The organism is Limnohabitans sp. Jir72 (assembly GCF_003063575.1).
Taxonomy (GTDB): Bacteria; Pseudomonadota; Gammaproteobacteria; order Burkholderiales; family Burkholderiaceae_C; genus Limnohabitans_A.
On record NZ_NESC01000003.1, the window covers coordinates 137,689 to 160,712 of the forward strand.

Below are 23,024 nucleotides of genomic sequence, written 5' to 3' on the forward strand. Positions count from 1 at the left end.
TCAGAGGCTGCCTTTGGTGGAAGGGATCACACCGGCCGAGCGGGGATCGAATTCGAGCGCGGCACGAACAGCCCGTGCAAAGGCCTTGAAGATGGTCTCGCACTGGTGGTGTGCGTTGACACCTTTGAGGTTGTCGATATGCAGTGTGCACAGGGCGTGGTTCACAAAGCCCTGAAAAAATTCGTAAATCAACTGGGTGTCGAGTGAGCCCAATGAGCCGGAGGTGAACTTCACCTCCATGTGCAGACCGGGCCGACCAGAGAAGTCCACCACCACGCGGCTCAAGGCTTCGTCGAGCGGCACGTAAGCATGGCCATAACGGCGGATGCCTTTTTTGTCGCCAATGGCTTGCGCAAACGCTTGGCCCAAGGTGATGCCGATGTCTTCCACGGTGTGGTGGCCGTCGATGTGCAAGTCGCCTTCGCAAGCGATGTCGAGGTCGATCAAGCCGTGGCGCGCAATCTGGTCCAGCATGTGGTCCAGAAAACCAATGCCACTGGCCAGCTTGGCCTGGCCCGTGCCGTCCAGGTTGAGGGCGACGCGGATGTTGGTCTCTGCCGTCTTGCGGGTCACATTGGCTGTACGGTCAGCAGTGAGGTTCATAAGGAGGCTTTCAAGGCGGCGAGGAGTTGGTCGTTTTCTGCGGCGGTGCCCACGGTCAGGCGCAAGCAGTTGGCCAACAATGGGTGCATTTTAGAAACGTTCTTGATCAGCACGCCATGGGCCTTCAGGCCGTCAAAGGTTTTGGCCGCATCGGGCACGCGGGCCAAGATCATGTTGGCCTCGCTCGGGAACGGCGTCACACCGGGCAAGGCGGCCAGTTCTTTCAGCAAACGGGTGCGCTGCTCGCGCAGGTCTTTGGCCTGGGCTGCAAACACCTCGGCATGCTCCAGCGCAAACAAAGCGCACTCGGCATTGAGCACGCTGATGTTGTAAGGCGGGCGCACTTTGTCGATCTCGGCCACCAAAGCTTTGGGGCCGATCATGTAGCCGAGACGCACACCGGCCAAGCCAAACTTGGACAGCGTGCGCATCAAGAGCACATGCGAGTGGCGTGTGATGCGGTCCATGTAGCTCTTGTTGGCAAAGGGCTGGTAAGCCTCGTCCATGACCACCAAGCCGCCTTGTGCGCCCTGGGCCAGCACGATCTTCTCGATCGTCTCGTCATTCCACAGGTTGCCCGTGGGGTTGTTGGGGTAAGACAGGTAGACGATGGACGGTTTGTGCTCGGCAATAGCGGCCAGCATGGCGGCTTCATCGAGTTCAAAGTCGGCCGTGAGCGGCACACCGTGGAAGGCCAAGCCTTGCAGCTGGGCGCTCATGGCGTACATCACGAAGCCCGGCAAAGGCGACAGGATGGACGCGCCAGGGACGTCGCATGCCATGGCCAGCAAAGAGATCAACTCGTCCGAGCCGTTGCCCAGCATGATGTCAAAGCCTTCGGGCATGCCTGCGTAACTTGCCAGCGCATGGCGCAGTTCGTTCACGCGCTCGCCGGGGTAGCGGTTGAGCGCCAAAGCGCCCAAGCGTTCGCCCAAAGCTTTTTGCAAATCAGCAGGCAAACGGTGCGGGTTCTCCATCGCATCGAGCTTGACCATGCCCGCCGAATCCTGGATGGCGTAGGCGTGCATGGACTGCACGTCCTGGCGGATGCGTTGCATGAGTTGGGGACTGACGTGGCTCATTGGGGATCTCGCATCGGGGGCACAGGGTTCAAACGCAACTCGGCGGCACGGGCGTGCGCTTGCAGGCCTTCACCATAAGCCAGCTCGGCAGCGATGCGGCCCAAGGGCTGCGCTCCGGTTTCGCTCACTTCGATCAGGCTGCTGCGTTTTTGGAAATCGTACACACCCAGGGGCGAGGAGAAACGCGCCGTGCCGCTGGTGGGCAAAACGTGGTTGGGGCCAGCGCAATAGTCGCCGAGCGACTCGCTGGTGAAGGCACCCAAAAAGATCGCGCCCGCATGGCGCAGCAGCGGCTCCCAGCGGTGCGGGTCGTGGCTGGAGACTTCGAGGTGCTCAGGCGCGATGCGGTTGCTGATGGCGCAGGCTTCTTCCATGCTGCGTGTGAGAATCAGCGCACCCCGGTCATTCAAGCTCTTGGCGATGATCTCGCGGCGGGGCATCTCGGGCAGCAGGCGGTCAATCGCGGCTTGCACCTCGGCGATGTAGACCGCATCGGGGCACAACAAAATGCTTTGCGCCAGTTCGTCGTGCTCGGCCTGGCTGAACAGGTCCATCGCCACCCATTCGGCGGGCGTACTGCCATCGGCCAAGACCAGAATTTCGCTGGGGCCCGCAATCATGTCGATGCCCACGGTGCCGAACACACGCTTTTTGGCGCTGGCCACATAGGCGTTGCCGGGGCCGGTGATCTTGTCCACCTTAGGGATGGTGGCGGTGCCATAAGCCAAGGCAGCCACGGCCTGCGCACCGCCCACGGTGAAAGCACGGCTCACGCCGGCCACACAGGCGGCGGCAAGCACCAGCGGGTTGCGCACGCCTTGAGGCGTAGGCACCACCATGATGATCTCCTGCACCCCAGCCACATGCGCTGGGATAGCGTTCATCAACACCGACGAAGGGTATGCGGCTTTGCCACCGGGCACATAGATGCCCACGCGGTCAAGCGGCGTGACTTTTTGGCCCAACAGCGTGCCGTCTTCGTCGCGGTAGCTCCAGCTCTCGCCAGACGCTTTCTTTTGGGCTTCGTGGTATCGGCGCACACGGGCGGCGGCGGCCTGCAGGGCTTCACGCTGCGCAGCGGGCAGGCTGTCCAGAGCGGCTTGGAGTTCGGCTTGGGTGATCTCCAGCGCCTTCACGTCGGCGGCTTGCAGGCCATCAAAACGCTGGGTGTATTCCAGCACGGCGGCATCGCCACGTTTTTGCACATCGGCCAGGATGTCGGACACGCGCTGCTCGATGGCGGCATCGGTGTCGGCAGACCAATGCAGGCGCGCCGCGAAGGCCGCTTCAAAACCGGCGTCTGCCGTCTTCAGTTGCGAGGGTTTGGCCTGCAAGCCCAACGTGTCCATGGCGTTCAGTCTTTCTTCACCGCACCGGCAAAGGCGTCGATGATGGCGCGGATAGGCGCTTGTTTGAGCTTGAGCGCGGCCTGATTCACGACCAGGCGCGAGCTGATGTCCATGATGCGTTCGACTTCAACCAAATGGTTGGCCTTGAGGGTGTTGCCTGTCGACACCAGGTCGACGATGGCATCGGCCAAGCCCGTGAGGGGTGCCAATTCCATGCTGCCGTACAGCTTGATCATGTCCACGTGCACACCCTTGGTGGCAAAAAAGTCACGCGCTATTGATGTGTATTTGGTGGCCACTTTCAGGCGCGAGCCAGTGCGCACCGCACTGACGTAGTCGTAATCGGCACGCACCGCCACGCTCATGCGGCATTTGGCGATGTTCAGGTCCAGCGGCTGGTACAAACCTTGACCACCGTGCTCGATCAGCGTGTCCAGGCCCGTCACGCCCAGATCGGCACCGCCGTATTCCACATAGGTGGGCACGTCACTGGCACGCACCAGCACCACGCGCACGTTGGGCTGGTTGGTGGGCAAGATCAGCTTGCGGGATTTTTCGGGGTCTTCGAGCACCTCAATGCCAGCGGCTTTGAGCAACGGCAAGGTTTCGTCAAAGATGCGTCCTTTGGACAGGGCCAGCGTGATCATTTCACTCTTTCGATGTCGGCGCCCACGGCGCGGAGTTTGGCTTCCATGCGGTCGTAACCGCGGTCCAAGTGGTAAATGCGTTCGACCGTGGTTTCACCCTCGGCCACCAAACCTGCAATCACCAGGCTGGCCGAAGCCCGCAAGTCCGTAGCCATGACCGTTGCGCCCGAGAGTTTTTCCACGCCTTCGATCACCGACACCTTGCCGTCGATCTGGATGTGCGCGCCCAGGCGCACCAGTTCGTTGACGTGCATGAAGCGGTTTTCAAAAATGGTTTCGGTCACTTTGCTCGCACCTTGCGAGATGCAGTTGAGCGCCATGAACTGGGCCTGCATGTCGGTCGGAAAACCAGGGTATTCGGTGGTGCGAAAGCTCTGGGCCTTCAGGCGACCTTCGGATTGAACACGGATGAAACCTTCGCCCGCCTCGATGGTGGCTCCGGCCTCGCGCAGTTTTTCGATGACGACTTCCAGATGGTCTGCGCGGCCGTGGCGCAGCACCACGTCGCCGCCTGTGGCAGCCACTGCACACAAAAAGGTGCCCGCCTCGATGCGGTCGGCCACCACTTGGTGTTCGCAACCATGCAAGCGCTCCACACCCTGAATGCGAATGCGACGCGTGCCGTGACCTTCGATCTTGGCTCCCATCTTGATGAGCATCTCGGCCAAATCACCAATCTCAGGCTCTTGGGCGGCGTTTTCAAGCACTGTCTCGCCTTCGGCCAAAGCTGCGGCCATCATGAAGTTTTCAGTGCCCGTCACCGTCACCATGTCGGTCGTGATGTGCGCACCTTTGAGGCGTGTGCGACCCGCGGGCAAACTGGCCAGCATGTAACCGTGTTCGACCGTGATCTCGGCACCCATGGACTGCAAGCCCTTGATGTGCTGATCCACCGGGCGCGAACCAATGGCGCAACCGCCAGGCAATGACACCTTGGCGTGGCCAAAGCGGGCCAGCAAAGGGCCCAGCGCCAACACCGAGGCGCGCATGGTTTTCACCAACTCGTACGGCGCTTCGGGGTTGTTCAGGCCACCCGCATCCAGCGTGACGCGGCCGTCTTCGTGGTGCTCGGCCATCACACCCATGTTGCGGATCAGCTTGAGCATGGTGGACACGTCTTGCAGACGAGGCACATTGGCCAGCGTGACAGGCTCGGCACTCAGCAGCGCAGCGCACAGTTCAGGCAAGGCTGCGTTTTTGGCTCCCGCCACATCGAGCGTACCTTGCAGGCGTTTGCCGCCGCGAATTTTCAGTTTGTCCATGGGTCAGTTCGGTCTGCGTTGAAGCCAGAAGGGGTCAGCGGGCTTGCGCTGCCCATTCGGCGGGCGTGTAGGTTTTCATGGACAGGGCGTGCACCTCGTCGGTGTGCATTTTCTGGCCCAGCGTGGCGTACACACGTTGGTGGCGGGCAATGAGGCGCATGCCTGTAAAGGCATCAGACACCACCACGGCGCTCCAGTGGCGGCCATCGCCATCCACCGTCAAATGTGTACAGTCGAGGCCTGCTGCGATGATGGCTTGAAGTTGCTCTGCGTTCATGGGCTCAGCTCCGGATTTTGTAGCCGGTGCGCAAAAGGTAAAGGGTCAAGCTGCTGACGAGGGCCAAGGCAGTGCCCACCACGGTCAGGCTGATCCAAGGGGAGACATCGCTCTGGCCAAAAAAGCCATAACGGAATCCGTCGATCATGTAAAAAAACGGATTGAGATGGCTCAACTGTTGCCAGAAAGCGGGCAGTGAATGGATGGAATAAAACACGCCGGACAGGAAGGTCATGGGCATGATGATGAAGTTCTGAAAGGCGGCCATCTGGTCGAACTTTTCGGCCCACAGACCGGCGATCACACCCAAAGAGCCCATCAGCGCAGCGCCCATGAATGCGAAAGCGAAAATCCACAAGGGGTAGATGAAATGGATGTCAACCATCCAGCCGGTGATAACCAACACGCCCAGGCCAACCGCCAAGCCGCGCACCACGGACGAGCCCACGTAGGCCACAAACCAACTTCGGTGCGACAGGGGCGTGAGGAGCAAAAAGACCAGACTGCCCATGATTTTGCTCTGCACCAAACTGGATGAGCTGTTGGCAAAGGCGTTTTGCAACACGCCCATCATGATCAGGCCAGGCAAGAGAAATGAGGTGTAGGCCACATGGTCATACACCTTGACATGGTCTTCTAGCACATGACCGAAGATCAGCATGTAGAGCACCGAGGTGAGCACGGGCGCTGCGATGGTCTGAAAAGCGACTTTCCAAAAGCGCAGGACTTCTTTGTACAGCAGGGTTTGCCAGCCGGTCATTTCTTGCCTCCAGACTGGCTGCGGCTCATCACCTCGAGGAACACGTCTTCCAGATCAGCCTGGCGAATCTCGACGTCCTCGGCCACCAAACCCGCTGATCGCACCGTGTTCAGGCACGTCTCGATGTCCAGCGCATTGTTGACAGGCACTTGCACGACGCGACCGGTGACACGCGCCACAGCTGCCACCGCAGTGGGCAACTCGCCATCGACCTTGAAGCGCAGCACCTGGCTGGTGGCGGATTTGAGCAAGACCGATGTTTTCTCAAGCGCCACCATCTGGCCGCGCTTGAGCATGGCGATGCGGCCGCACAAGGCCTCGGCCTCTTCGAGGTAATGGGTGGTCAACAAGACGGTGTGGCCTTGTTTGTTGAGTTTGGAAATGAACTGCCAAAGTGTTTGACGCAGTTCAACATCCACACCCGCCGTGGGCTCGTCCAGAACAATCACACGCGGCTTGTGCACCAAGGCCTGGGCTACCAGCACACGCCGCTTCATGCCGCCCGAGAGCTGGCGCATGTTGGCATGGGCTTTGTCGGTCAGACCCAGGCTATCGAGCAGCTCGTCAATCCAAGCATCGTTGTTCTTGACGCCGAAATAACCCGATTGAATTCTCAACGATTCACGGACGGTGAAAAAAGGGTCAAACACCAGCTCTTGCGGGACCACGCCCAACAAGCGGCGTGCAGCTGCGTAATCGCCTTGCACATTTTGGCCATGCACCAAAACCTGCCCTTGGCTTGCACGGGTCAAGCCCGCCAGGATGCTGATCAAGGTGGTTTTGCCTGCGCCATTGGGGCCCAGCAAACCAAAGAATTCGCCCTCCTCAACTTCAAAACTGACCTGATCGAGCGCACGAAATGCAGCAGCGCCCGCCTGTTTGGCAGGGTAGGTTTTCGAGACGGTTTGGAATGAGAGCGCAGACATGGGAGGGTTTTATTTTAAGTGCTGGCCCACGTTAAGGCTGCTCCATGCCCCGGAACAAAGCAAAAAGAGAGGGGATTTGACCCCAAAACAAGCTCAGGCGGGCTGCAAAAGGTCGAGCACGCCGTACAAAGTGGCCAATTCGCTCAAACGGGCCGACATACCCTGAACCAAGACCGAACGGCCCTGGGCTTTGGCCACACGCCGCAAACCCAACAATACAGCCAGCGCCGACGAGTCAAAGTCGCTGAGCGCAGAAGCATCGACCAACACCGGCTCCGGCTGAGCCGCAGTCGCCTGCGATTGAAGCTGACGGATCCATTGCGACAAACAAGCATCGGCCTGATCATGCATCAGACTGGGTGGCAACTTCAAAGCATTCATGGTCTCGACTCCGGCGTGGGCCATCAAGAATTGCGGGCGTTGGACTTGTTGCGCGCCACCAAACTGGCGATCAGCGCATCAATGCCCCCAGCATTGATTTCCTTGGTGAACTGCGTGCGGTAGTTTTCGATCAACCAGACCCCCAAAACATTCAGATCAAAAATCATCCAACCAGCGCCTTCGCCGGGTGTTTTTTCAAGTCGGTAGTCGAGCTGGATCGGGTCGCCCTTACCGCGCACCTCGGTGTTGACCACCAGGTTCTTGTCTTCCTGTCCAGAGCGCAAGGGCTTGACCACAACCACCTGATCGCTGACTTGACCCAAGGCTCCGGCGTAGGTGCGGACCAGCAAGATCTTGAATTCATCTTGCAAGCGCTTTTGCTGTTCTGGTGTGGCTTTGCGCCAAGACGGGCCTGTCGCCAAAGACGTCATGCGGCGGAAATTGACATGCAGCATGAGCTTGTCATCGACCAGCTGGGTCAATTTGTTCACATCGCCGTTGCGCAGGGTCTTATCAGCCTTGATGATGTCCAGCGTTTCATTGGTGATGCGTTTGATGAACGCTTCTGGGGCCTCATCAGCGGCCCAAACGGTGCCTGAAGATGACAAGACAGCCGATGCAAAAGCCGCCCCCAAAATCTGGCGACGGTTCAATGAAAAGAGGGGGATTGAATTCTTCATGCGGAAACTATAAAGGCGATTGAGCAAGCGCTTGTGAGCAACTGTAACGAGGCTAAGTGCTCTCACTGCGTATCGATATCGCTGTAATCAAAACTGGACGGCGGGTTGCCGTCATACACATCGTTTTCACGCTTTTGCAGATACGCATCGCGAACAAACGAGTAAGGATCGAGGGAGGCTTCTTTGACCGTGTCCACGGTTTTGAGCAAATTAGCACGCACGTCCACGATGCGAACGGCGGTCAGACTGTTGCGCGTGGCTTGATCGCTCAAGCGGTGGGTGATATCGCCTTGGTAATCCACCGGAAATGTCAGGCCGTCACGCAAGGTGGAAGGCCCCAGAATGGGCAACACCACATACGGCCCCGGCTTGACGCCCCAGTAACCCAAGGTTTGACCAAAGTCTTCCTTGTGCCGCTCAATGCGCATTTCTGTCGCAATATCGAGCACGCCACCCAGGCCAAACACAGTGTTCACCGCCACGCGCATGAAACTCTCTGCCGCATGCTGGCCCTTGAGCTGCAGGGCGCTGTTGGCCATGGACCAGACATCCCCTAAATTGCTCACCACATTGTGCAGCCCGGTTCGAACAAAACTGGGCACCACATTCACATAGGCTTGTGTGACCGGCTTGATGGCCACCGTGTCCACCGCATCGTTGAAGTTGTAGATGCTCCGATTCATCGATTCCCAGGGATCGCGTGCATCGGCACTTTTCACACTGGCACAGCCCTGTAAGAACAACAAGGCAACGGCAGCAGCGCACGCAAGCCAGCGCATGGTATAGCGGCTCATGGTTTGCCACCCTCAGCTTTGGGTTTTTCTGCTTGGCTGTAAAGGAACTGACTGATCAGGTTTTCCAGAATCACCGCCGATTGGGTCGAGCCGATTTTGTCGCCTGCCACCAGGTTCTTCTCATCTGCGCCAGGCGCGATGTCCAGGTATTGCTCCCCCAACAGTCCGCTGGTCAGGATCTTGAGCGAGCTGTCTTGAGGAAATTGGTTTTGCGATTGCAAAGCCAGCGTGACTTTGGCCTGAAAAGACTCGCCATCGAAGGCAATGGTTTTAACGCGCCCGACCACAACCCCTGCGCTTTTCACGGCTGCGCCGGGTTTGAGGCCACCGATGTTGTCGAACTTGGCTGTGACTTCGTAATCCGAGCGGAAGTTCAAGCTGAGCAAATTGGCCGACTTGAGCGCCAGAAACAGCACAGCCACAGCGCCGAGCAATACGAAAAAACCTACCCAGATATCATTTTTTGAACGCTGCATGTCGTCCTCCTCAAATGCTGAACATCATCGCGGTGAGGATGAAGTCCAGAGCCAAAACCGACAAAGAAGAAACCACCACACTGCGGGTGGTGGCGCCGGCCACACCCTCGGGGGTGGGCTTGGCCACATACCCTTGCAATAAGGCGATGAAAGTCACGGCCACACCAAATACGATGCTTTTGATGATGCCGTTACCGACATCCTTGAACACATCCACACCGCCTTGCATCTGGCTCCAGAACGAGCCCGCATCGACGCCGATGAGCAGCACACCCACCACATAGCCACCGAAAATACCGACCGCGCTGAACACAGCCGTGAGCAAAGGCAGAGCAATCACGCCCCCGATAAAGCGCGGTGCCAAAATGCGTTGAACCGGATCCACGGCCATCATTTCCAAAGCCGTGAGCTGTTCACCTGCACGCATGAGACCAATCTCGGCCGTGAGCGACGCCCCGGCACGACCTGCATACAAAAGCGCCGCCACCACCGGCCCCAACTCACGCACCAGGCTGAGTGCGACAAGCAAGCCCAAGGCCTCAGCCGAACCATAGCGTTGCAAGGTGTAGTAACCCTGCAAGCTCAGCACAAAACCAACAAACAGGCCCGAAACTGTGATGATGGCCAGCGAATAATTGCCCAAGAAATGCACCTGATCGCGCACCAGAGCAAAACGCCTCAGTGCGGAACCCGACATCTTGAGCAGCTTGAGAAACAAACGGGCGCCAAAGCCCCAATCGGCCAAGGTCTCACGGGTGGCTGCGCCCAATGCGCCCAGCAACTGGATCACACCCATGCAGACCTCCGGTCGTAGTCCTCGTCCGCCGTGGGCGCGGGGTAGTGGAAGGGCACAGGCCCATCGCTCAGCGCATGCACAAACTGGTGGATCAGGGGGTCGGTGCTCGCACGCAATTCGGCAGGCGTGCCTTGCGCGGCCAGGCCGCCATTGGCCAGGATCACCACATGGTCGGCGATCTCGAAGGTTTCGGTCACATCGTGCGAGACGATCACACTGGTGATGCCCAAGCTGTCGTTCAGGCGGCGAATCAAACGTGCCGCTGTGCCCAAGGAAATCGGATCCAGGCCCGCAAAGGGCTCGTCGTACATGATCAAGTCAGGGTCGAGCGCAATCGCACGGGCCAAGGCCACCCGGCGGCTCATGCCACCCGAAATTTCGGACGGCTTCAGATCCCGTGCACCACGCAAACCCACCGCATCGAGCTTCATGAGCACGATGTCGCGGATCAGGTCCTCCGACAAAGCCGTGTGTTCCCGCAAGGGGAAAGCCACGTTGTCAAAAACACTCATGTCGGTGAACAAAGCACCAAACTGGAACAGCATGCCCATGCGGCGACGTGCGACGTACAGCTCGGTTTGCTGCATGCGGCCCACATCCTGGCCATCCAACAGCATTTGCCCCTGCTGCGCCCGGATTTGCCCACCGATGAGGCGAAGCACGGTGGTCTTGCCGCCCCCGGATACGCCCATCAGGGCCGTGACTTGGCCACGCGGGATCTTGAAACTGAGATTTTTCAAAATCAGCCGATCCCCGTAGCCAAAGCTCAGGTCACGCAGTTCAACAAGGGTGGATGGAGTGGACGTATTCATGAAAAAAACAAGAGCCGGGAAAACCGGCTCTTGCGATCTTAGAGAACCAAAGTAAACAGGACGTAAACCTTGGCATTCTAGGGATTGTACCTAGAACGAGCTTCTGTCAGCGTGGTAGATCGCTTTGCCCCATCAGGAACTCGTCCACGGCACGCGCGGCCTGACGGCCTTCACGGATCGCCCACACGACCAGCGATTGGCCACGGCGCATGTCACCGGCGGCGAACACTTTGTTCACGTTGGTGGCGTAGCCGCCTGTGAAGTCGGTGCTGGCTTTGGCGTTGCCGCGGGCGTCCTTGTCGATGCCGAATGCGTCGAGCACGGTGGCGACCGGGTTGGTGAAACCCATAGCCAACAAAACCATGTCGGCTTTGTATTCCTTCTCGGTGCCGGGCACTTCGACCATCTTGCCGTCTTTGAACTCGACGTGCACGGTTTTCAGACCCGTGAGCTTGCCTTTTTCGCCGATGAACTCCTTGGTGGAGATAGCGAATTCGCGGTGGAGCAGGCCTTTTTCGGCGCTCTCGTCGTGGCTGGAGCTGGTGCGCAGCTTCATGGGCCAGTAGGGCCAGACCATCGCCTTGTTTTCTTTTTCGGGTGGCTCAGGCATCACCTCAAACTGGGTCACACTGACGGCGCCGTGGCGTGTGCTGGTGCCCACGCAGTCGCTGCCAGTGTCACCGCCGCCGATCACGATGACGCTTTTGCCGTCAGCACGCAGCTGGCCTTTGATCTTGTCACCGGCATTGACCTTGTTTTGCTGGGGCAGGAATTCCATCGCGAAATGGATGCCATCGAGGTCACGGCCGGGCACGGGCAAGTCACGCGACTGCTCGGAGCCGCCGGTCAGCAGCACGGCGTCGAAGTCTTTCTTGAGCTGTTCGGCGCTGATGGTTTCCTTGGCCCAGTTGGTGACCTTGGAATCCTTGGGCCACTCGCCCACCAACACGCTGGTACGGATGGTCACGCCTTCGGCTTCGAGCTGCTTGACGCGGCGGTCGATGTGCGTTTTTTCCATCTTGAAGTCGGGGATGCCGTAGCGCAGCAAACCACCCACGCGGTCGTTCTTCTCGAACAAGGTCACGTCGTGACCTGCGCGGGCCAGCTGCTGTGCAGCGGCCAAACCTGCAGGGCCTGCACCGATCACAGCCACTTTCTTGCCCGTCTTGACCTTGGCAGGACGGGGCGTGACCCAGCCCTCGGCCCAAGCGCGGTCGATGATGGCGTGCTCAATCGATTTGATGCCCACGGCGTCGTCGTTGAAGTTGACCACGCAAGCAGCTTCGCAAGGTGCGGGGCAGATGCGGCCGGTGAACTCGGGGAAGTTGTTGGTGCTGTGCAGCACTTCGATCGCGTTCTTCCAGTCGCCCTGATAGACCAGATCGTTGAAGTCCGGAATGATGTTGTTGACCGGGCAGCCGTTGTTGCAAAACGGTGTGCCGCAGTCCATGCAACGCGCCGCTTGTGTTTTCGACTGATCTTCGGTCAATCCGATCACGAATTCGCCGTAGTTCTTGAGGCGATCGACAACGGGCTTATAGCCTTCTTCGATGCGCTCAAATTCCATGAAGCCGGTGATTTTTCCCATGATGTTTCCTTCGATTCTTGACGTTGGCCTCAGGCGGCGACGGGCTGGGCGGCCTTGGCCGCTTTCTTGGCGTTGATCTCGCCCAAAGCACGTTTGTATTCGTTCGGGAACACCTTCACGAACTTGGCACGGGCCGTGGCCCAGTTGTCCAACAACTCACGGGCGCGCTGGCTGCCGGTCCACTTGAGGTGGTCTTCCAGCAGTTTCTTCAGTTGCGCTTCGTCGCTCTGGTCGCGGTGCCACACATCGCGCTGGATCTGATCGGTTTGCTCTGCTGCAGACAACACCTTTTCCATGCTGACCATGGCGGTGTTGCAACGCGAAGCGAACTCGCCATCTTCGTCGTACACATAAGCGATACCGCCGCTCATGCCCGCGCCGAAGTTGCGGCCGGTCTTGCCCAGCACAGCCACGGTGCCACCGGTCATGTATTCACAGCCGTGATCGCCTGTGCCTTCGACCACCGCCGTGGCACCCGACAGGCGCACCGCGAAACGCTCGCCAGCGACACCAGCGAAGAAGGCTTCACCGGTGGTCGCGCCGTACATGACGGTGTTGCCCACGATGATGTTTTGCGAGGCCACGCCACGGAAATCGAGGCTGGGGCGCACCACCACACGGCCGCCCGACAAACCTTTGCCGGTGTAGTCGTTGGCTTCGCCGATCAGGTACAGCGTGATGCCGTTGCACAGGAATGCGCCGAACGATTGACCGCCCGTGCCTTCGAGCTGGATGCGGATGGTGTCGTCAGGCAAACCTTCGGGGTGCACCTTGGTCACCGCGCCGGACAACATGGCACCGACCGAACGGTTCACGTTGCGTGCAGCTTCCATGAACTGGACTTTCTCGCCCTTGTCGATGGCTGGACGGCTCTTGGCGATCAACACGTTGTCGAGCGCCTTGGCCAGACCGTGGTCCTGGGTTTGCACATGGCGCACGTCGGCGTCCATCGTGACTTGCGGCACGGCCAGCAGGCGACCGAAGTCCAGACCACGGGCCTTCCAGTGGCTCACGCCAGCGCGCATGTCGAGCAGGTCGGCACGGCCCACCAGATCGTCGAACTTGGCAATGCCCAGCTGGGCCATGATCTGACGCACTTCTTCGGCGATGAAGAAGAAGTAGTTCACGACATGCTCAGGCTTGCCGGTGAACTTGGCGCGCAAAGTAGGGTCTTGCGTGGCCACGCCCACCGGGCAGGTGTTCAGGTGGCACTTGCGCATCATGATGCAGCCCTCCACCACCAGCGGTGCGGTGGCAAAGCCGAACTCGTCCGCGCCCAGCAACGCGCCAATCGCCACGTCGCGGCCGGTCTTCATCTGGCCGTCGGCCTGCACGCGAATGCGACCACGCAAACCGTTGAGCACCAGAGTCTGTTGGGTTTCGGCCAACCCGATTTCCCAAGGCGAACCAGCGTGCTTGACGGACGACCAGGGCGAAGCGCCCGTGCCGCCGTCGTGGCCCGCGATCACCACATGGTCGGCCTTGCACTTGGCCACACCGGCAGCGATGGTGCCAACGCCGATTTCGGACACGAGCTTCACGCTGATGTCGCTGTGCGGAGCGACGTTCTTCAGGTCGTGGATCAGCTGGGCCAAGTCCTCGATCGAGTAGATGTCGTGGTGCGGGGGTGGCGAGATCAAACCGACGCCTGGCACCGAATGGCGCAGCTTGCCGATGTACTCGGACACCTTGCCGCCGGGCAACTGACCGCCTTCACCGGGCTTGGCACCCTGGGCCATCTTGATCTGGATCTGGTCGGCGCTGGACAGGTATTCGGCGGTGACACCGAAACGGCCCGAAGCGACTTGCTTGATGCGCGAGCGCAGGCTGTCGCCCGCCTCCAGAGGCATATCCACTTCAACGTTCTCGGCACCGATCACGCTCTTCAAAGAGTCGCCCAATTTGATCGGGATGCCTTTGAGTTCATTGCGGTAACGGTTGGCGTCTTCACCGCCTTCACCAGTGTTGCTCTTGCCGCCAATGCGGTTCATGGCCACTGCCAAGGTGGCGTGCGCTTCAGTGGAGATCGAACCCAGCGACATCGCGCCGGTGGCGAAACGCTTGACGATCTCAGCCGCAGGCTCGACTTGCTCCAGCGGGATGGCTTTGGACGGGTCGATCTTGAACTCGAACAGACCGCGCAGCGTCATGTGACGCTTGCTTTGGTCGTTGATGATCTGCGCGTATTCTTTGTAGGTGCTGAAGTTGTTGGCACGGGTGGAGTGCTGCAACTTGGCAATCGCGTCAGGCGTCCACATGTGCTCTTCGCCACGGGCGCGCCAGGCGTATTCACCGCCAGCGTCCAGCATGGTGGCCAGCACAGGGTCGTCGCCAAACGCAGCGGTGTGCATGCGGAAGGCTTCTTCGGCGATTTCGAACACGCCGATGCCACCCACGCGGCTGGCCGTGCCGGTGAAGTACTTGTTGATGGTCTCGGTGTTGATGCCGATCGCCTCAAACAACTGCGCACCGCAATACGACATGTAGGTCGACACGCCCATCTTGGACATGATCTTGGACAGGCCCTTGCCGATCGCCTTGACGTAGTTGTAGATGGCTTTCTCGGCCGACAGGTCGCCAGGCAGCTCTTTGTGCAGAGCGGCCAGGGTTTCCATCGCCAGGTAAGGGTGCACGGCTTCGGCGCCATAACCGGCCAACACAGCAAAGTGGTGCACTTCGCGGGCGGTGCCGGTTTCAACCACCAAGCCTGCGGTGGTGCGCAGACCTTCGGTCACCAGGTGCTGGTGGATGGCCGACAACGCCAGCAGCGCGGGCACAGCCACTTGTGTGGCATTCACACCACGGTCGCTGATGATCAGGATGTTGTGGCCGCCCTTGATGGCGTCCACCGCTTCAGCGCACAGCGAGGCCAGTTTGGCCTCCACGCCTTCGCGGCCCCACATGGCGGGGTAAGTGATGTCCAGCGTGGCGCTCTTGAACTTGCCCTTGGTGGCTTGGTCGATGTGGCGCAACTTGGCCATGTCGGCGAAGTCCAGGATCGGCTGGCTCACTTCGAGGCGCATCGGCGGGTTGACCTGGTTGATGTCCAGCAGGTTCGGCTTGGGGCCAATGAAGGACACCAGGGACATCACGATCGCTTCGCGGATCGGGTCGATCGGGGGGTTGGTCACCTGCGCGAACAACTGCTTGAAGTAGTTGTACAGCGGCTTGTTTTTGTCAGACAGCACGGCCAGCGGGCTGTCATTGCCCATAGAGCCCAAAGCTTCTTCACCGGCGGCAGCCATGGGGGCCAGCAAGAACTTGATGTCTTCTTGCGTGGTGCCAAAGGCTTGCTGCAGGTCGAGCAAGGCCACATCAGAGGCGGGTGCCACGGTGGCTTCGGCCACGTCGTCGAGCTTGATGCGCAGGTTTTCGATCCACTGCTTGTAGGGCTTGGCGCTGGCCAAACCGGCCTTCAACTCTTCGTCGTTGATCATGCGGCCTTGTTCCAGATCGATCAGGAACATCTTGCCGGGCTGCAGACGCCACTTGCGCACGATCTTGCTTTCGGGGATCGGCAGCACGCCGGTCTCGGAGCCCATGATGACCATGTCGTCGTCGGTGATGATGTAGCGCGAAGGGCGCAGGCCGTTGCGGTCCAGCGTGGCGCCGATCTGGCGGCCGTCGGTGAACACGATCGAGGCGGGGCCATCCCATGGCTCGAGCATCGCAGCGTGGTATTCATAGAAGGCCTTGCGGCGCTCGTCCATGGTGGTGTGGTTTTCCCAAGGCTCGGGAATCATCATCATCACGGCCTGGCTGATGGGGTAGCCCGCCATCGTCAGCAGTTCGAGGCAGTTGTCAAACGTGGCGGTGTCAGACTGACCGGCGAAGCTGATGGGGTAGAGCTTTTGCAGGTCGGCGGCCAAGACGGGCGAAGACATCACGCCTTCACGGGCCTTCATCCAGTTGTAGTTGCCCTTGACGGTGTTGATCTCGCCGTTGTGCGCCACATAGCGGTACGGGTGAGCCAATGGCCACTCAGGGAAGGTGTTGGTGGAGAAGCGCTGGTGCACCAAGCCCAGGGCCGAAACGCAACGCTCGTCTTGCAGGTCCAGATAGTAGGTGCCCACTTGGTCGGCCAACAGCAAGCCCTTGTACACCGCAGTGCGGCTGGACATGCTGGGGATGTAGTACTCGTTGCTGTGTGTCAGGTTCAGGGCCTGAATGGCCGCGCTGGCGGTCTTGCGGATCACGTACAGCTTGCGCTCCAGGGCGTCCTGCACGATCACATCGGTGCCACGGCCGATGAAGATCTGACGCATGATCGGCTCTTTTTCGCGCACGCGGGGCGACATGGGCATGTCGCGGTTGACCGGCACATCGCGCCAGCCCAACACCACTTGGCCTTCGGCCTTGACGGCGCGCTCGAGTTCTTGCTCGCAAGCCATGCGCGAAGCATGTTCTTTGGGCAAGAAGACAATGCCCACGCCATACTCACCAAAGGGTGGCAGATGGATGCCTTGTTTGGCCATCTCTTCGCGGTACAGCGCATCGGGCAACTGGATCAAGATACCGGCACCGTCGCCCATGAGCGCGTCGGCACCCACAGCACCCCGGTGGTCCAGGTTTTCAAGGATCTTGAGGGCCTGCGTCACGATGGCGTGGCTCTTTTGACCTTTGATGTGGGCAACGAAGCCCACACCGCAAGCATCGTGCTCATTGGCCGGGTCATACAGACCGGTCGATTGGAAATGTTCTTTTTCGGATGCCGTGGTCATGGCGCACTCCTAAGGGTTTTTACGCAGATCGGTGAGTGTAGTGCACTGCAGCATCCATGCCAAACTTTTTAATTGGGGTCAGATCCCAATTAATTTTGCTTTTGATGGCATCTAGATTCAATTGGGGACAGATTCAATCCACCGCCTTTTTGAAAGGTCGCCCTGGCTTGCGGGGAGCCAGGCGCCGCGTGGTGGACTGCTGCAACTCTCCTACAAATTCGGAGGAGCCCAGTGCCCAACCCGACAATGCGCTGCGGGTGAGTTTGTCCTTATCGGTCTGGGCCAGTCCGGTCTGAACGAGCTCAGCATAAGCGGCCTCGCGTGCAAATGGCGTGTTGCCCAAGCCCCAAAAAAGGGCATGCGGCGTCACCAATTTGTCGCTCAGCTGCCCAATACAGTGCCGATGGCTGGACCATTTGAAATCAGACGGCTGCTGCACCATACCAGCCCGCACAGGGTTCAGGTCGATGTAGACCATGCAAGCCAAGAGATAGCGCTCGCTCTCGATCAGGTTGCTGCGGTAGCGCCCTTCCCACAGGGTGCCTGTGCGCTGGTGCCGCAAATTGAAATAGCGCACATAGGCACGGCCCACCGCCTGCATCATCTGCGGCAATCCATCGTCGGTTTCCGGTGTGACCAGCAAATGGAAGTGGTTGTCCATGATCACATAGGCATGGATAGCCACTTTGAAGGTCTGCGCGTGCTCCTGCCACAGTGCCAGCATGCGCTCACGGTCTGCATCGTCACGCACGATGGGCTGGCGATCGTTGCCGCGCTGAATGACGTGGTGCGGGTAAGCGGCAACGGTGAGACGGGGTTGACGAGCCATGGAACTGGACAGATTTCTAAAACGCCATCTTAGTTGGGATCTTCGCTACGCCTTGGGGAGACCATCGCCAAAGTCTCTATTTTGAAAATAATTTGCACGAAATTATTAAATTGTCTTAAAATTTCGTTTCATTTCAAATTAGTCTTTTTTGCAATTTTGTAGAAAATAGGAACTCAAAGGAGCATTCATGAAAAAACGTTTGACTAAAAAAATATCTTTCTTCTGGAAAATCGCGATCAGCGCTTGCGCAGGAACCCTCATCGCATGCGGAGGGGGCGGAGGATCATCAACAGCAACGATGCCCTCACTGAGCGGCACAGTCGCCATCGGAGCTCCAGCAACGAATGCCGACATCACGGTACAAGATGCCAAAGGCAACACCATCACAGCCAAAACCGATGCCACGGGCCAATTCAGCATTGATTTGAGCAAAGTGACAGGCCCAGCCGTCATGTCAGTGTTGCTCAGCGATGGCAGAAAAATGTATTCCATCTGGGATGGCAGCAAACAGGGCTCATCTGCCACGACCAACATCACGCCTTTGACGGATGCGGTGGTCAGCGAATACGCCAAAGCACAAAACTTGTCGCCCTCAGACATCACGCCCAAGAGCGTCAGTCCCGATGCGCTAAAAAAAGCAAAGGACACAGTCAAGGCGTGGATTGCAGCGGCCTATCAAAAAACAGGTGGAGATGCCTCCAACCTGGACATCATGAACACCCCCTTCCAGGCCTCGGGCAAAGGCTTGGATGCAGTTTTGGACTCCTTGAACTTCACCAAGGACAGCCAGGGCTTGACCGTTCTTTATCCCAAAGAGGTGATCCTGGCAGATGGTGCATCACCATCCGCACCAACCCCTCTCAGTGCCAGCAATTCACTCACAACGGTCAGCAGTGGAGACTCTTTCTTCCCGCTTTCACAGTTGGGCACCTGGCGCACTCGGATGAATGACTGCATGACCATTCAAGTCAGCGCCAGAGCCGCAAGCTCCGCATGTGCAGGCATTGCACCGCTGGCCTACAAGCATGACAGTGTGAATTTTCAGACACACATGTTTTCGGATACCGGCGAAAACAATTCAGTGGGCTCGGTTTTCGAGTTCCCTCGGTTGCTGTCCATGAGCAAATCAACAAACGCTATCGCAGTGGACACCGCCTTGGTCGAGTTACGCTGGTATCAGCCATTGACACAAACGACACACAGCCGCATCGGTGTTTTCCGTGACTTGGGTGAGTCGGGCCGCTTGCAAGACAACAAAGTAGCTTCCGCCACAGGCAGCACTTGGTGGCTTTATGGCAACCAAAATGATCTGGAGATCCGTATCGAGCCTCGCTTGAGTCGCTATGAGAATTTGAACCCAGACAGCCAAAGCACGTCACCCAGCCTCTACTTTGCAGGGATTCACATCCTGATCAACAACAAAAAACAAGTCAGCGGAAAATGGGTGAGCGCGGACATCATGGCCGCCAAAGTGACAGGACCTGGTCTTCCCGCCTCCGGTCTGGTGCTGGCCCCAGTCGACCCCGACCAGTACAGCTCCGATTACTTGGGCATCTTGAACCGAACCGGCCAAATGCCAACATCACTCACCTACGCAGCCGACAGTGTGAATGAATTCAGGCTGGGTGCCGTCCCTTTGAACGCAGACTCCTCAAGCAGCCTCGACACCTGGTGGAACGCACAAAGTGCCAAGAGCCCGTTTTACAATGAAACTCGATTACAGGACTTTTCCAGCATCCAGAGTCAAGCCAATTACACGGTGCAGTTGATCTACAACTCGAAACTGACTGATATCAAAAATATCCGCCTGCCGGGTGCTCTGCCATCGCCCCAAGAGGCCAAGTCGATCACATGGCCCGTGTTGAAGAACACCTCAGCAGTGCTGAGCGCCATGAAGACCCCGTCAGCCCTCATCACGGCGGATTGGTCATTTGATACATCCTCCCTCGTTCCTGAAGTGTCCTTCATCAGTGCTTACGCGCCCGCACTGGACCAATGCATCAACAAAAAAGCACGCATCTGGCAAGTTGAAAAATACATGGGTAAAAAAGACACAGCCATCGCATTCGCACCAACGGATACTTCGGTGTGCTGGGGATCGACCTTCCCTGGAATTTCAAACAACTCCATCACAGACCTTGGTATCCGTGCTCTACAGAACGGCACCCGCTACTACGCGTTCGTCACCTGGAGACTTTGAAACACATGCACGCCAGCTGAAACTGGTTTGCCGTCAGTGCCGCCACCCAGGCGGCACTGACGGCATCCTGCGGCTTACAGCGCTTTGGCATGCTCAAAACGTTTTTCTAGCACACCCTGCAGCCCAAACTCCTTGAGCAAGGCCTGCAAGCGTTCACCGGAGGTATGTTTTTTCTGACCGGTGTACTTGGCCAGAATCAGCTCGTTCTTCATTGAGTGCTCCCAGCCCACCAGCTCGGTCACGGTCACTTGGTAGCCTTGTGACTCCAAGTACAGGCAGCGCAGCACATTGGTGAGCTGGCTGCCCACTTCGCGGGTGTGCAGGGGGTGGCGCCACAGCTCGGCCAAGGGCGTGCGTTGCAGGTTCAGCGCCTTGTTCTGGTTCAACGCCCGCGCCAGCTCCGCCTGGCAGCATGGCACGAGCACCATGTACTTGGCTTTCTTTTGCAAGCCAAAGGCGATGGCGTCGTCGGTGGCGGTGTCGCAAGCGTGCAGTGCGGTGACCACATCGATCTGTTCGGGCAGCTCGTCGCTCTGCGTGGATTCGGCCACACTCACGTTCAAAAAGCGCATGCGCTCAAACCCCAACCTCTCAGCCAATTGGCGAGAAGACTCGACCAATTCGCTGCGGGTTTCGATGCCGTAGATGGTGCCCTGACCCAGCGCTTTGAAGAACAGGTCGTAAATGATGAAACCCAGATACGACTTGCCTGCGCCGTGGTCGGCCAGCGTGGGGCCGCTGTCGCTGGCAGGCAGCTGCAGCAGCAATTTTTCGATGAACTGGAACAGGTGGTACACCTGTTTGAGTTTGCGGCGCGAGTCCTGATTGAGCTTGCCGTCGCGCGTGAGGATGTGCAGTTGCTTGAGCAGCTCAACCGACTGGCCGGGGCGCACTTCTGCTGGCAAGTCAGATATAGCGGTCACTGCGAGGACACGTTTTTTCATGGGTAATATTCTTCGCCCGCAGCATCGGGCTCCTATAAAAGATCAGGGACGCGGGCCGACATCCAAGGCACGCCAGCCATCTGCGCCCAATTTTTCAAGGGTCTCGATGTTGGTCTCGTAAATCATTTCGGCTTCAGGGAAAGCATCCACCGCCCGGTCGATGCTTTCCTCGCGCAGCAGGTGCAGCGTGGGGTAAGGCGAGCGGTTGGTGAAATTGGTGATGTCGTCCGGCTCGGTGTCGGCAAACTGGAACTGCGGGTGAAAACTGGCCACCTGGAACACGCCTTCCATGTCCAACTCTTGCAACACCGCATCGGCCTCGTCCAGAAAATCATTGAACTCCAGAAAGTCTTGCAGCATCTGCGGCACGATCAAGAGCACGGTCTCGCGCGCTTCGGCAGACGCTGCGGCCAGGGCCTGCAACTGCTCAATCAACTCATCGCGCAGGCCCTCCAGGCCCTTGGCTTCGCTGACGGCGTAATGGATCTGACCCTTCACATGGGGGGCTTTGGCAAAGGGACACAGGTTCAGGCCAATCACGGCGCGCTCCAACCAGCGCACGGTGTCGGCGATCTCGATCTGTTGTTTGGGGGAAATCTCGTTCATCCGTCGATTGTGCCTGCGCTATGCCGCATTTCAGGCACTTTGGCGCGTCAGCAGACGGCCTGCTGCCCAGGCCAATGCAGCACCGACCACGCAGCACCCCACCGTGACCAGCGGCGTGAACTGCCAGCCCCCCGCACGCGCCGCCACCGCAGCCACCACGGGCGGCCCCACAAACTGACCCAAGGCCGACATCTGCTGCACCCAGCCCACGGTGGTGGCCACCTGTTGTTCACCCGGCGCCAGCCGCACCGCCAGGCTGAACAAGGTGCCAGGCACCAAGCCGCCCACACCCGAAAACAGCAGCACCCCCGCAAAGCGCAACCAGGGCGAGCCTTCGGTGAATGACGCAAACGCCAACGTGCTGCCCAGCGCCATCGCGCCAAAGCCCAGCCACAAGGTCGAACGCGGCGCCCAGCCGCGTTGTAACAAGCGGCCCGAAGCCATATTGCCCAGCATGTTGACGGCAGCGGCCAGAGCCGTGAGGACACCGAGCAGCGCACCGCTCGCGCCTGCAGCCGCGTAGATGGACGGCAAAAAGCCCACCACCGCCAACCACTGGCCCGAGTACATGCCAAAGGTGAGCGCGACCCACCACGGGCCCGGTGCGCTCAAGGTGCGGCGCAAGCGGCTCCAGGCGCCCTGCCCGGCAAGGGCCGCACCGCCAAGCGGGTCTGCAGGCACGGCACGGTCAAGCCAAAGCGCCATGGCCAGCGACACCAGCGCAAACAACCACCACCAGGCGCTCCAACCCCAGGTCGGGATGAACAAGGGCCCAAGCAACAGCGCCAGCGCCGTGCCGGTGGGCATGTAGGCGCCCCACACACCCAGCATGCCGGGCAGTTGTGTCGGCGAGACCAAACGCCGAATCAAAGCGGGCGCAGGCAGCGCCACCAACAAGAAACCCAGGCCTTCGATGGCCCGCAAGGCCAACAAAGCACCCACCGAGGTGGCGAAGCCGCCCAGACCACTGGCCAGCGCCAGCAGGCAAAGACCGCGCACCATGCTGCGCTTGAGCCCCATGCCGTCGGCCAAAAGCCCGATGAACACGGCCAGACTCAAACCCGCAAGCTGCACGGTGGACAACAAAAAGCCCGACTGCACCAGCGTGAGGCCCATCTCGGCCTGCAGCTCGGGCAAGGCCGGTGGCAACTTGCCCACCTGCAAGGCGGCCACGCCGCCAGCAAGCACGACGATCCAAGAGGCGCGGTCTTTGCTGCGTTCAGTCATGGCTGCGGCTGTGAAATGCCATGGTGGAAAGGCAGAGCCCGGTGGCGCTGACGGGCGCTAGTCG

General features: G+C 59.2%; 21 protein-coding genes. 1 reads left to right on the top strand and 20 read right to left on the bottom strand.

The window, feature by feature from the left end; all coding sequences use genetic code 11:
• From hisB to B9Z52_RS05540, 17 genes are all read right to left on the bottom strand, one after another.
• Window positions 1-603 carry an imidazoleglycerol-phosphate dehydratase HisB gene (gene hisB, locus B9Z52_RS05460; protein WP_108412829.1) on the bottom strand — a complete coding sequence of 201 codons (603 nt, stop codon included), beginning with the start codon at window positions 601-603 and terminating at the stop codon, window positions 1-3.
• Entirely contained in the window at window positions 600-1,685 is a 1,086-nt protein-coding gene (hisC, locus tag B9Z52_RS05465) for a histidinol-phosphate transaminase (RefSeq protein WP_108412830.1), read from the bottom strand. The genes hisB and hisC overlap by 4 nt, the downstream gene beginning before the upstream one ends.
• Window positions 1,682-3,034 carry a histidinol dehydrogenase gene (gene hisD, locus B9Z52_RS05470; protein ID WP_108412831.1) on the bottom strand — a complete coding sequence of 451 codons (1,353 nt, stop codon included), beginning with the start codon at window positions 3,032-3,034 and terminating at the stop codon, window positions 1,682-1,684. Before hisD ends, hisC begins: the two co-directional genes overlap by 4 nt.
• A 5-nt stretch (window positions 3,035-3,039) precedes the next feature.
• Window positions 3,040-3,681, bottom strand: coding sequence for an ATP phosphoribosyltransferase (gene hisG, locus B9Z52_RS05475; protein ID WP_108412832.1), 642 nt, complete (start codon window positions 3,679-3,681; stop codon window positions 3,040-3,042).
• Window positions 3,678-4,943 (bottom strand): UDP-N-acetylglucosamine 1-carboxyvinyltransferase, encoded by a 1,266-nt coding sequence (murA, locus tag B9Z52_RS05480; RefSeq protein WP_108412833.1) that lies wholly within the window; start codon window positions 4,941-4,943, stop codon window positions 3,678-3,680. Before murA ends, hisG begins: the two co-directional genes overlap by 4 nt.
• A 34-nt stretch (window positions 4,944-4,977) precedes the next feature.
• Entirely contained in the window at window positions 4,978-5,220 is a 243-nt protein-coding gene (locus B9Z52_RS05485) for a BolA family protein (protein WP_108412834.1), read from the bottom strand.
• 4 nt (window positions 5,221-5,224) lie between these two features.
• A complete protein-coding gene (locus tag B9Z52_RS05490; RefSeq protein ID WP_108412835.1) occupies window positions 5,225-5,980 on the bottom strand; it encodes an ABC transporter permease in 756 nt (251 codons plus the stop codon).
• On the bottom strand, window positions 5,977-6,906 hold the full coding sequence (locus tag B9Z52_RS05495; protein ID WP_108412836.1) for an ABC transporter ATP-binding protein: 930 nt from the start codon (window positions 6,904-6,906) through the stop codon (window positions 5,977-5,979). Before B9Z52_RS05495 ends, B9Z52_RS05490 begins: the two co-directional genes overlap by 4 nt.
• 93 nt (window positions 6,907-6,999) lie before the next feature.
• Complete coding sequence (locus B9Z52_RS05500; RefSeq protein ID WP_108413001.1) at window positions 7,000-7,287, bottom strand: lipid asymmetry maintenance protein MlaB; 288 nt, start codon at window positions 7,285-7,287, stop codon at window positions 7,000-7,002.
• Between the two features lie 23 nt (window positions 7,288-7,310).
• A complete protein-coding gene (locus tag B9Z52_RS05505) occupies window positions 7,311-7,967 on the bottom strand; it encodes a phospholipid-binding protein MlaC (protein ID WP_108412837.1) in 657 nt (218 codons plus the stop codon).
• Between the two features lie 62 nt (window positions 7,968-8,029).
• Window positions 8,030-8,761 (bottom strand): VacJ family lipoprotein, encoded by a 732-nt coding sequence (locus B9Z52_RS05510; protein WP_108412838.1) that lies wholly within the window; start codon window positions 8,759-8,761, stop codon window positions 8,030-8,032.
• Window positions 8,758-9,237: an outer membrane lipid asymmetry maintenance protein MlaD gene (gene mlaD / locus B9Z52_RS05515; protein WP_108412839.1), complete on the bottom strand. Its 480-nt coding sequence runs from the start codon at window positions 9,235-9,237 to the stop codon at window positions 8,758-8,760. Before mlaD ends, B9Z52_RS05510 begins: the two co-directional genes overlap by 4 nt.
• Window positions 9,238-9,247: 10 nt before the next feature.
• A complete protein-coding gene (mlaE, locus tag B9Z52_RS05520; protein WP_108412840.1) occupies window positions 9,248-10,033 on the bottom strand; it encodes a lipid asymmetry maintenance ABC transporter permease subunit MlaE in 786 nt (261 codons plus the stop codon).
• On the bottom strand, window positions 10,024-10,845 hold the full coding sequence (locus B9Z52_RS05525) for an ABC transporter ATP-binding protein (RefSeq protein ID WP_108412841.1): 822 nt from the start codon (window positions 10,843-10,845) through the stop codon (window positions 10,024-10,026). The genes mlaE and B9Z52_RS05525 overlap by 10 nt, the downstream gene beginning before the upstream one ends.
• 106 nt (window positions 10,846-10,951) lie before the next feature.
• The gene (locus B9Z52_RS05530) at window positions 10,952-12,433 is read right to left on the bottom strand and encodes a glutamate synthase subunit beta (protein ID WP_108412842.1); all 1,482 of its coding nucleotides are present in this window, start codon (window positions 12,431-12,433) and stop codon (window positions 10,952-10,954) included.
• A 29-nt stretch (window positions 12,434-12,462) separates the two neighbouring features.
• Window positions 12,463-17,154: a glutamate synthase-related protein gene (locus tag B9Z52_RS05535; protein WP_108412843.1), complete on the bottom strand. Its 4,692-nt coding sequence runs from the start codon at window positions 17,152-17,154 to the stop codon at window positions 12,463-12,465.
• Between the two features lie 133 nt (window positions 17,155-17,287).
• Window positions 17,288-17,983 (bottom strand): transposase, encoded by a 696-nt coding sequence (locus tag B9Z52_RS05540; RefSeq protein WP_108412844.1) that lies wholly within the window; start codon window positions 17,981-17,983, stop codon window positions 17,288-17,290.
• A gap of 187 nt (window positions 17,984-18,170) precedes the next feature.
• Between B9Z52_RS05540 and B9Z52_RS05545 the strand changes: the two genes are divergently transcribed.
• Window positions 18,171-20,183 (top strand): carboxypeptidase-like regulatory domain-containing protein, encoded by a 2,013-nt coding sequence (locus B9Z52_RS05545; protein WP_146182788.1) that lies wholly within the window; start codon window positions 18,171-18,173, stop codon window positions 20,181-20,183.
• A gap of 74 nt (window positions 20,184-20,257) precedes the next feature.
• On the opposite strand, the gene B9Z52_RS05550 is transcribed toward B9Z52_RS05545, so the two are convergent.
• Genes B9Z52_RS05550 through B9Z52_RS05560 form a run of 3 tightly spaced genes read right to left on the bottom strand, consistent with a single transcriptional unit; the run spans window position 20,258 to window position 22,960 of the window.
• Window positions 20,258-21,127, bottom strand: a complete 870-nt coding sequence (locus B9Z52_RS05550; protein ID WP_108412846.1) for an SAM-dependent methyltransferase — start codon at window positions 21,125-21,127, stop codon at window positions 20,258-20,260.
• A gap of 42 nt (window positions 21,128-21,169) precedes the next feature.
• Window positions 21,170-21,733, bottom strand: a complete 564-nt coding sequence (locus B9Z52_RS05555; RefSeq protein ID WP_108412847.1) for a DUF1415 domain-containing protein — start codon at window positions 21,731-21,733, stop codon at window positions 21,170-21,172.
• A 30-nt stretch (window positions 21,734-21,763) separates the two neighbouring features.
• A complete protein-coding gene (locus B9Z52_RS05560) occupies window positions 21,764-22,960 on the bottom strand; it encodes a CynX/NimT family MFS transporter (protein ID WP_108412848.1) in 1,197 nt (398 codons plus the stop codon).
• Window positions 22,961-23,024: the final 64 nt, after the last annotated feature.

Coding starts and splice junctions, on each gene's coding strand:
- B9Z52_RS05540 (WP_108412844.1), bottom strand. CDS start 17,983: ATGGCTCGTCAACCCCGTCTCACCGTTGCCGCTTACCCGCACCACGTC.
- hisG (WP_108412832.1), bottom strand. CDS start 3,681: ATGATCACGCTGGCCCTGTCCAAAGGACGCATCTTTGACGAAACCTTG.
- murA (WP_108412833.1), bottom strand. CDS start 4,943: ATGGACAAACTGAAAATTCGCGGCGGCAAACGCCTGCAAGGTACGCTC.
- B9Z52_RS05490 (WP_108412835.1), bottom strand. CDS start 5,980: ATGACCGGCTGGCAAACCCTGCTGTACAAAGAAGTCCTGCGCTTTTGG.
- mlaD (WP_108412839.1), bottom strand. CDS start 9,237: ATGCAGCGTTCAAAAAATGATATCTGGGTAGGTTTTTTCGTATTGCTC.
- B9Z52_RS05500 (WP_108413001.1), bottom strand. CDS start 7,287: ATGAATGCTTTGAAGTTGCCACCCAGTCTGATGCATGATCAGGCCGAT.
- hisD (WP_108412831.1), bottom strand. CDS start 3,034: ATGGACACGTTGGGCTTGCAGGCCAAACCCTCGCAACTGAAGACGGCA.
- B9Z52_RS05560 (WP_108412848.1), bottom strand. CDS start 22,960: ATGACTGAACGCAGCAAAGACCGCGCCTCTTGGATCGTCGTGCTTGCT.
- B9Z52_RS05495 (WP_108412836.1), bottom strand. CDS start 6,906: ATGTCTGCGCTCTCATTCCAAACCGTCTCGAAAACCTACCCTGCCAAA.
- B9Z52_RS05550 (WP_108412846.1), bottom strand. CDS start 21,127: ATGAAAAAACGTGTCCTCGCAGTGACCGCTATATCTGACTTGCCAGCA.
- B9Z52_RS05505 (WP_108412837.1), bottom strand. CDS start 7,967: ATGAAGAATTCAATCCCCCTCTTTTCATTGAACCGTCGCCAGATTTTG.
- B9Z52_RS05545 (WP_146182788.1), top strand. CDS start 18,171: ATGAAAAAACGTTTGACTAAAAAAATATCTTTCTTCTGGAAAATCGCG.
- hisC (WP_108412830.1), bottom strand. CDS start 1,685: ATGAGCCACGTCAGTCCCCAACTCATGCAACGCATCCGCCAGGACGTG.
- hisB (WP_108412829.1), bottom strand. CDS start 603: ATGAACCTCACTGCTGACCGTACAGCCAATGTGACCCGCAAGACGGCA.
- mlaE (WP_108412840.1), bottom strand. CDS start 10,033: ATGGGTGTGATCCAGTTGCTGGGCGCATTGGGCGCAGCCACCCGTGAG.
- B9Z52_RS05535 (WP_108412843.1), bottom strand. CDS start 17,154: ATGACCACGGCATCCGAAAAAGAACATTTCCAATCGACCGGTCTGTAT.
- B9Z52_RS05485 (WP_108412834.1), bottom strand. CDS start 5,220: ATGAACGCAGAGCAACTTCAAGCCATCATCGCAGCAGGCCTCGACTGT.
- B9Z52_RS05530 (WP_108412842.1), bottom strand. CDS start 12,433: ATGGGAAAAATCACCGGCTTCATGGAATTTGAGCGCATCGAAGAAGGC.
- B9Z52_RS05555 (WP_108412847.1), bottom strand. CDS start 21,733: ATGAACGAGATTTCCCCCAAACAACAGATCGAGATCGCCGACACCGTG.
- B9Z52_RS05525 (WP_108412841.1), bottom strand. CDS start 10,845: ATGAATACGTCCACTCCATCCACCCTTGTTGAACTGCGTGACCTGAGC.
- B9Z52_RS05510 (WP_108412838.1), bottom strand. CDS start 8,761: ATGAGCCGCTATACCATGCGCTGGCTTGCGTGCGCTGCTGCCGTTGCC.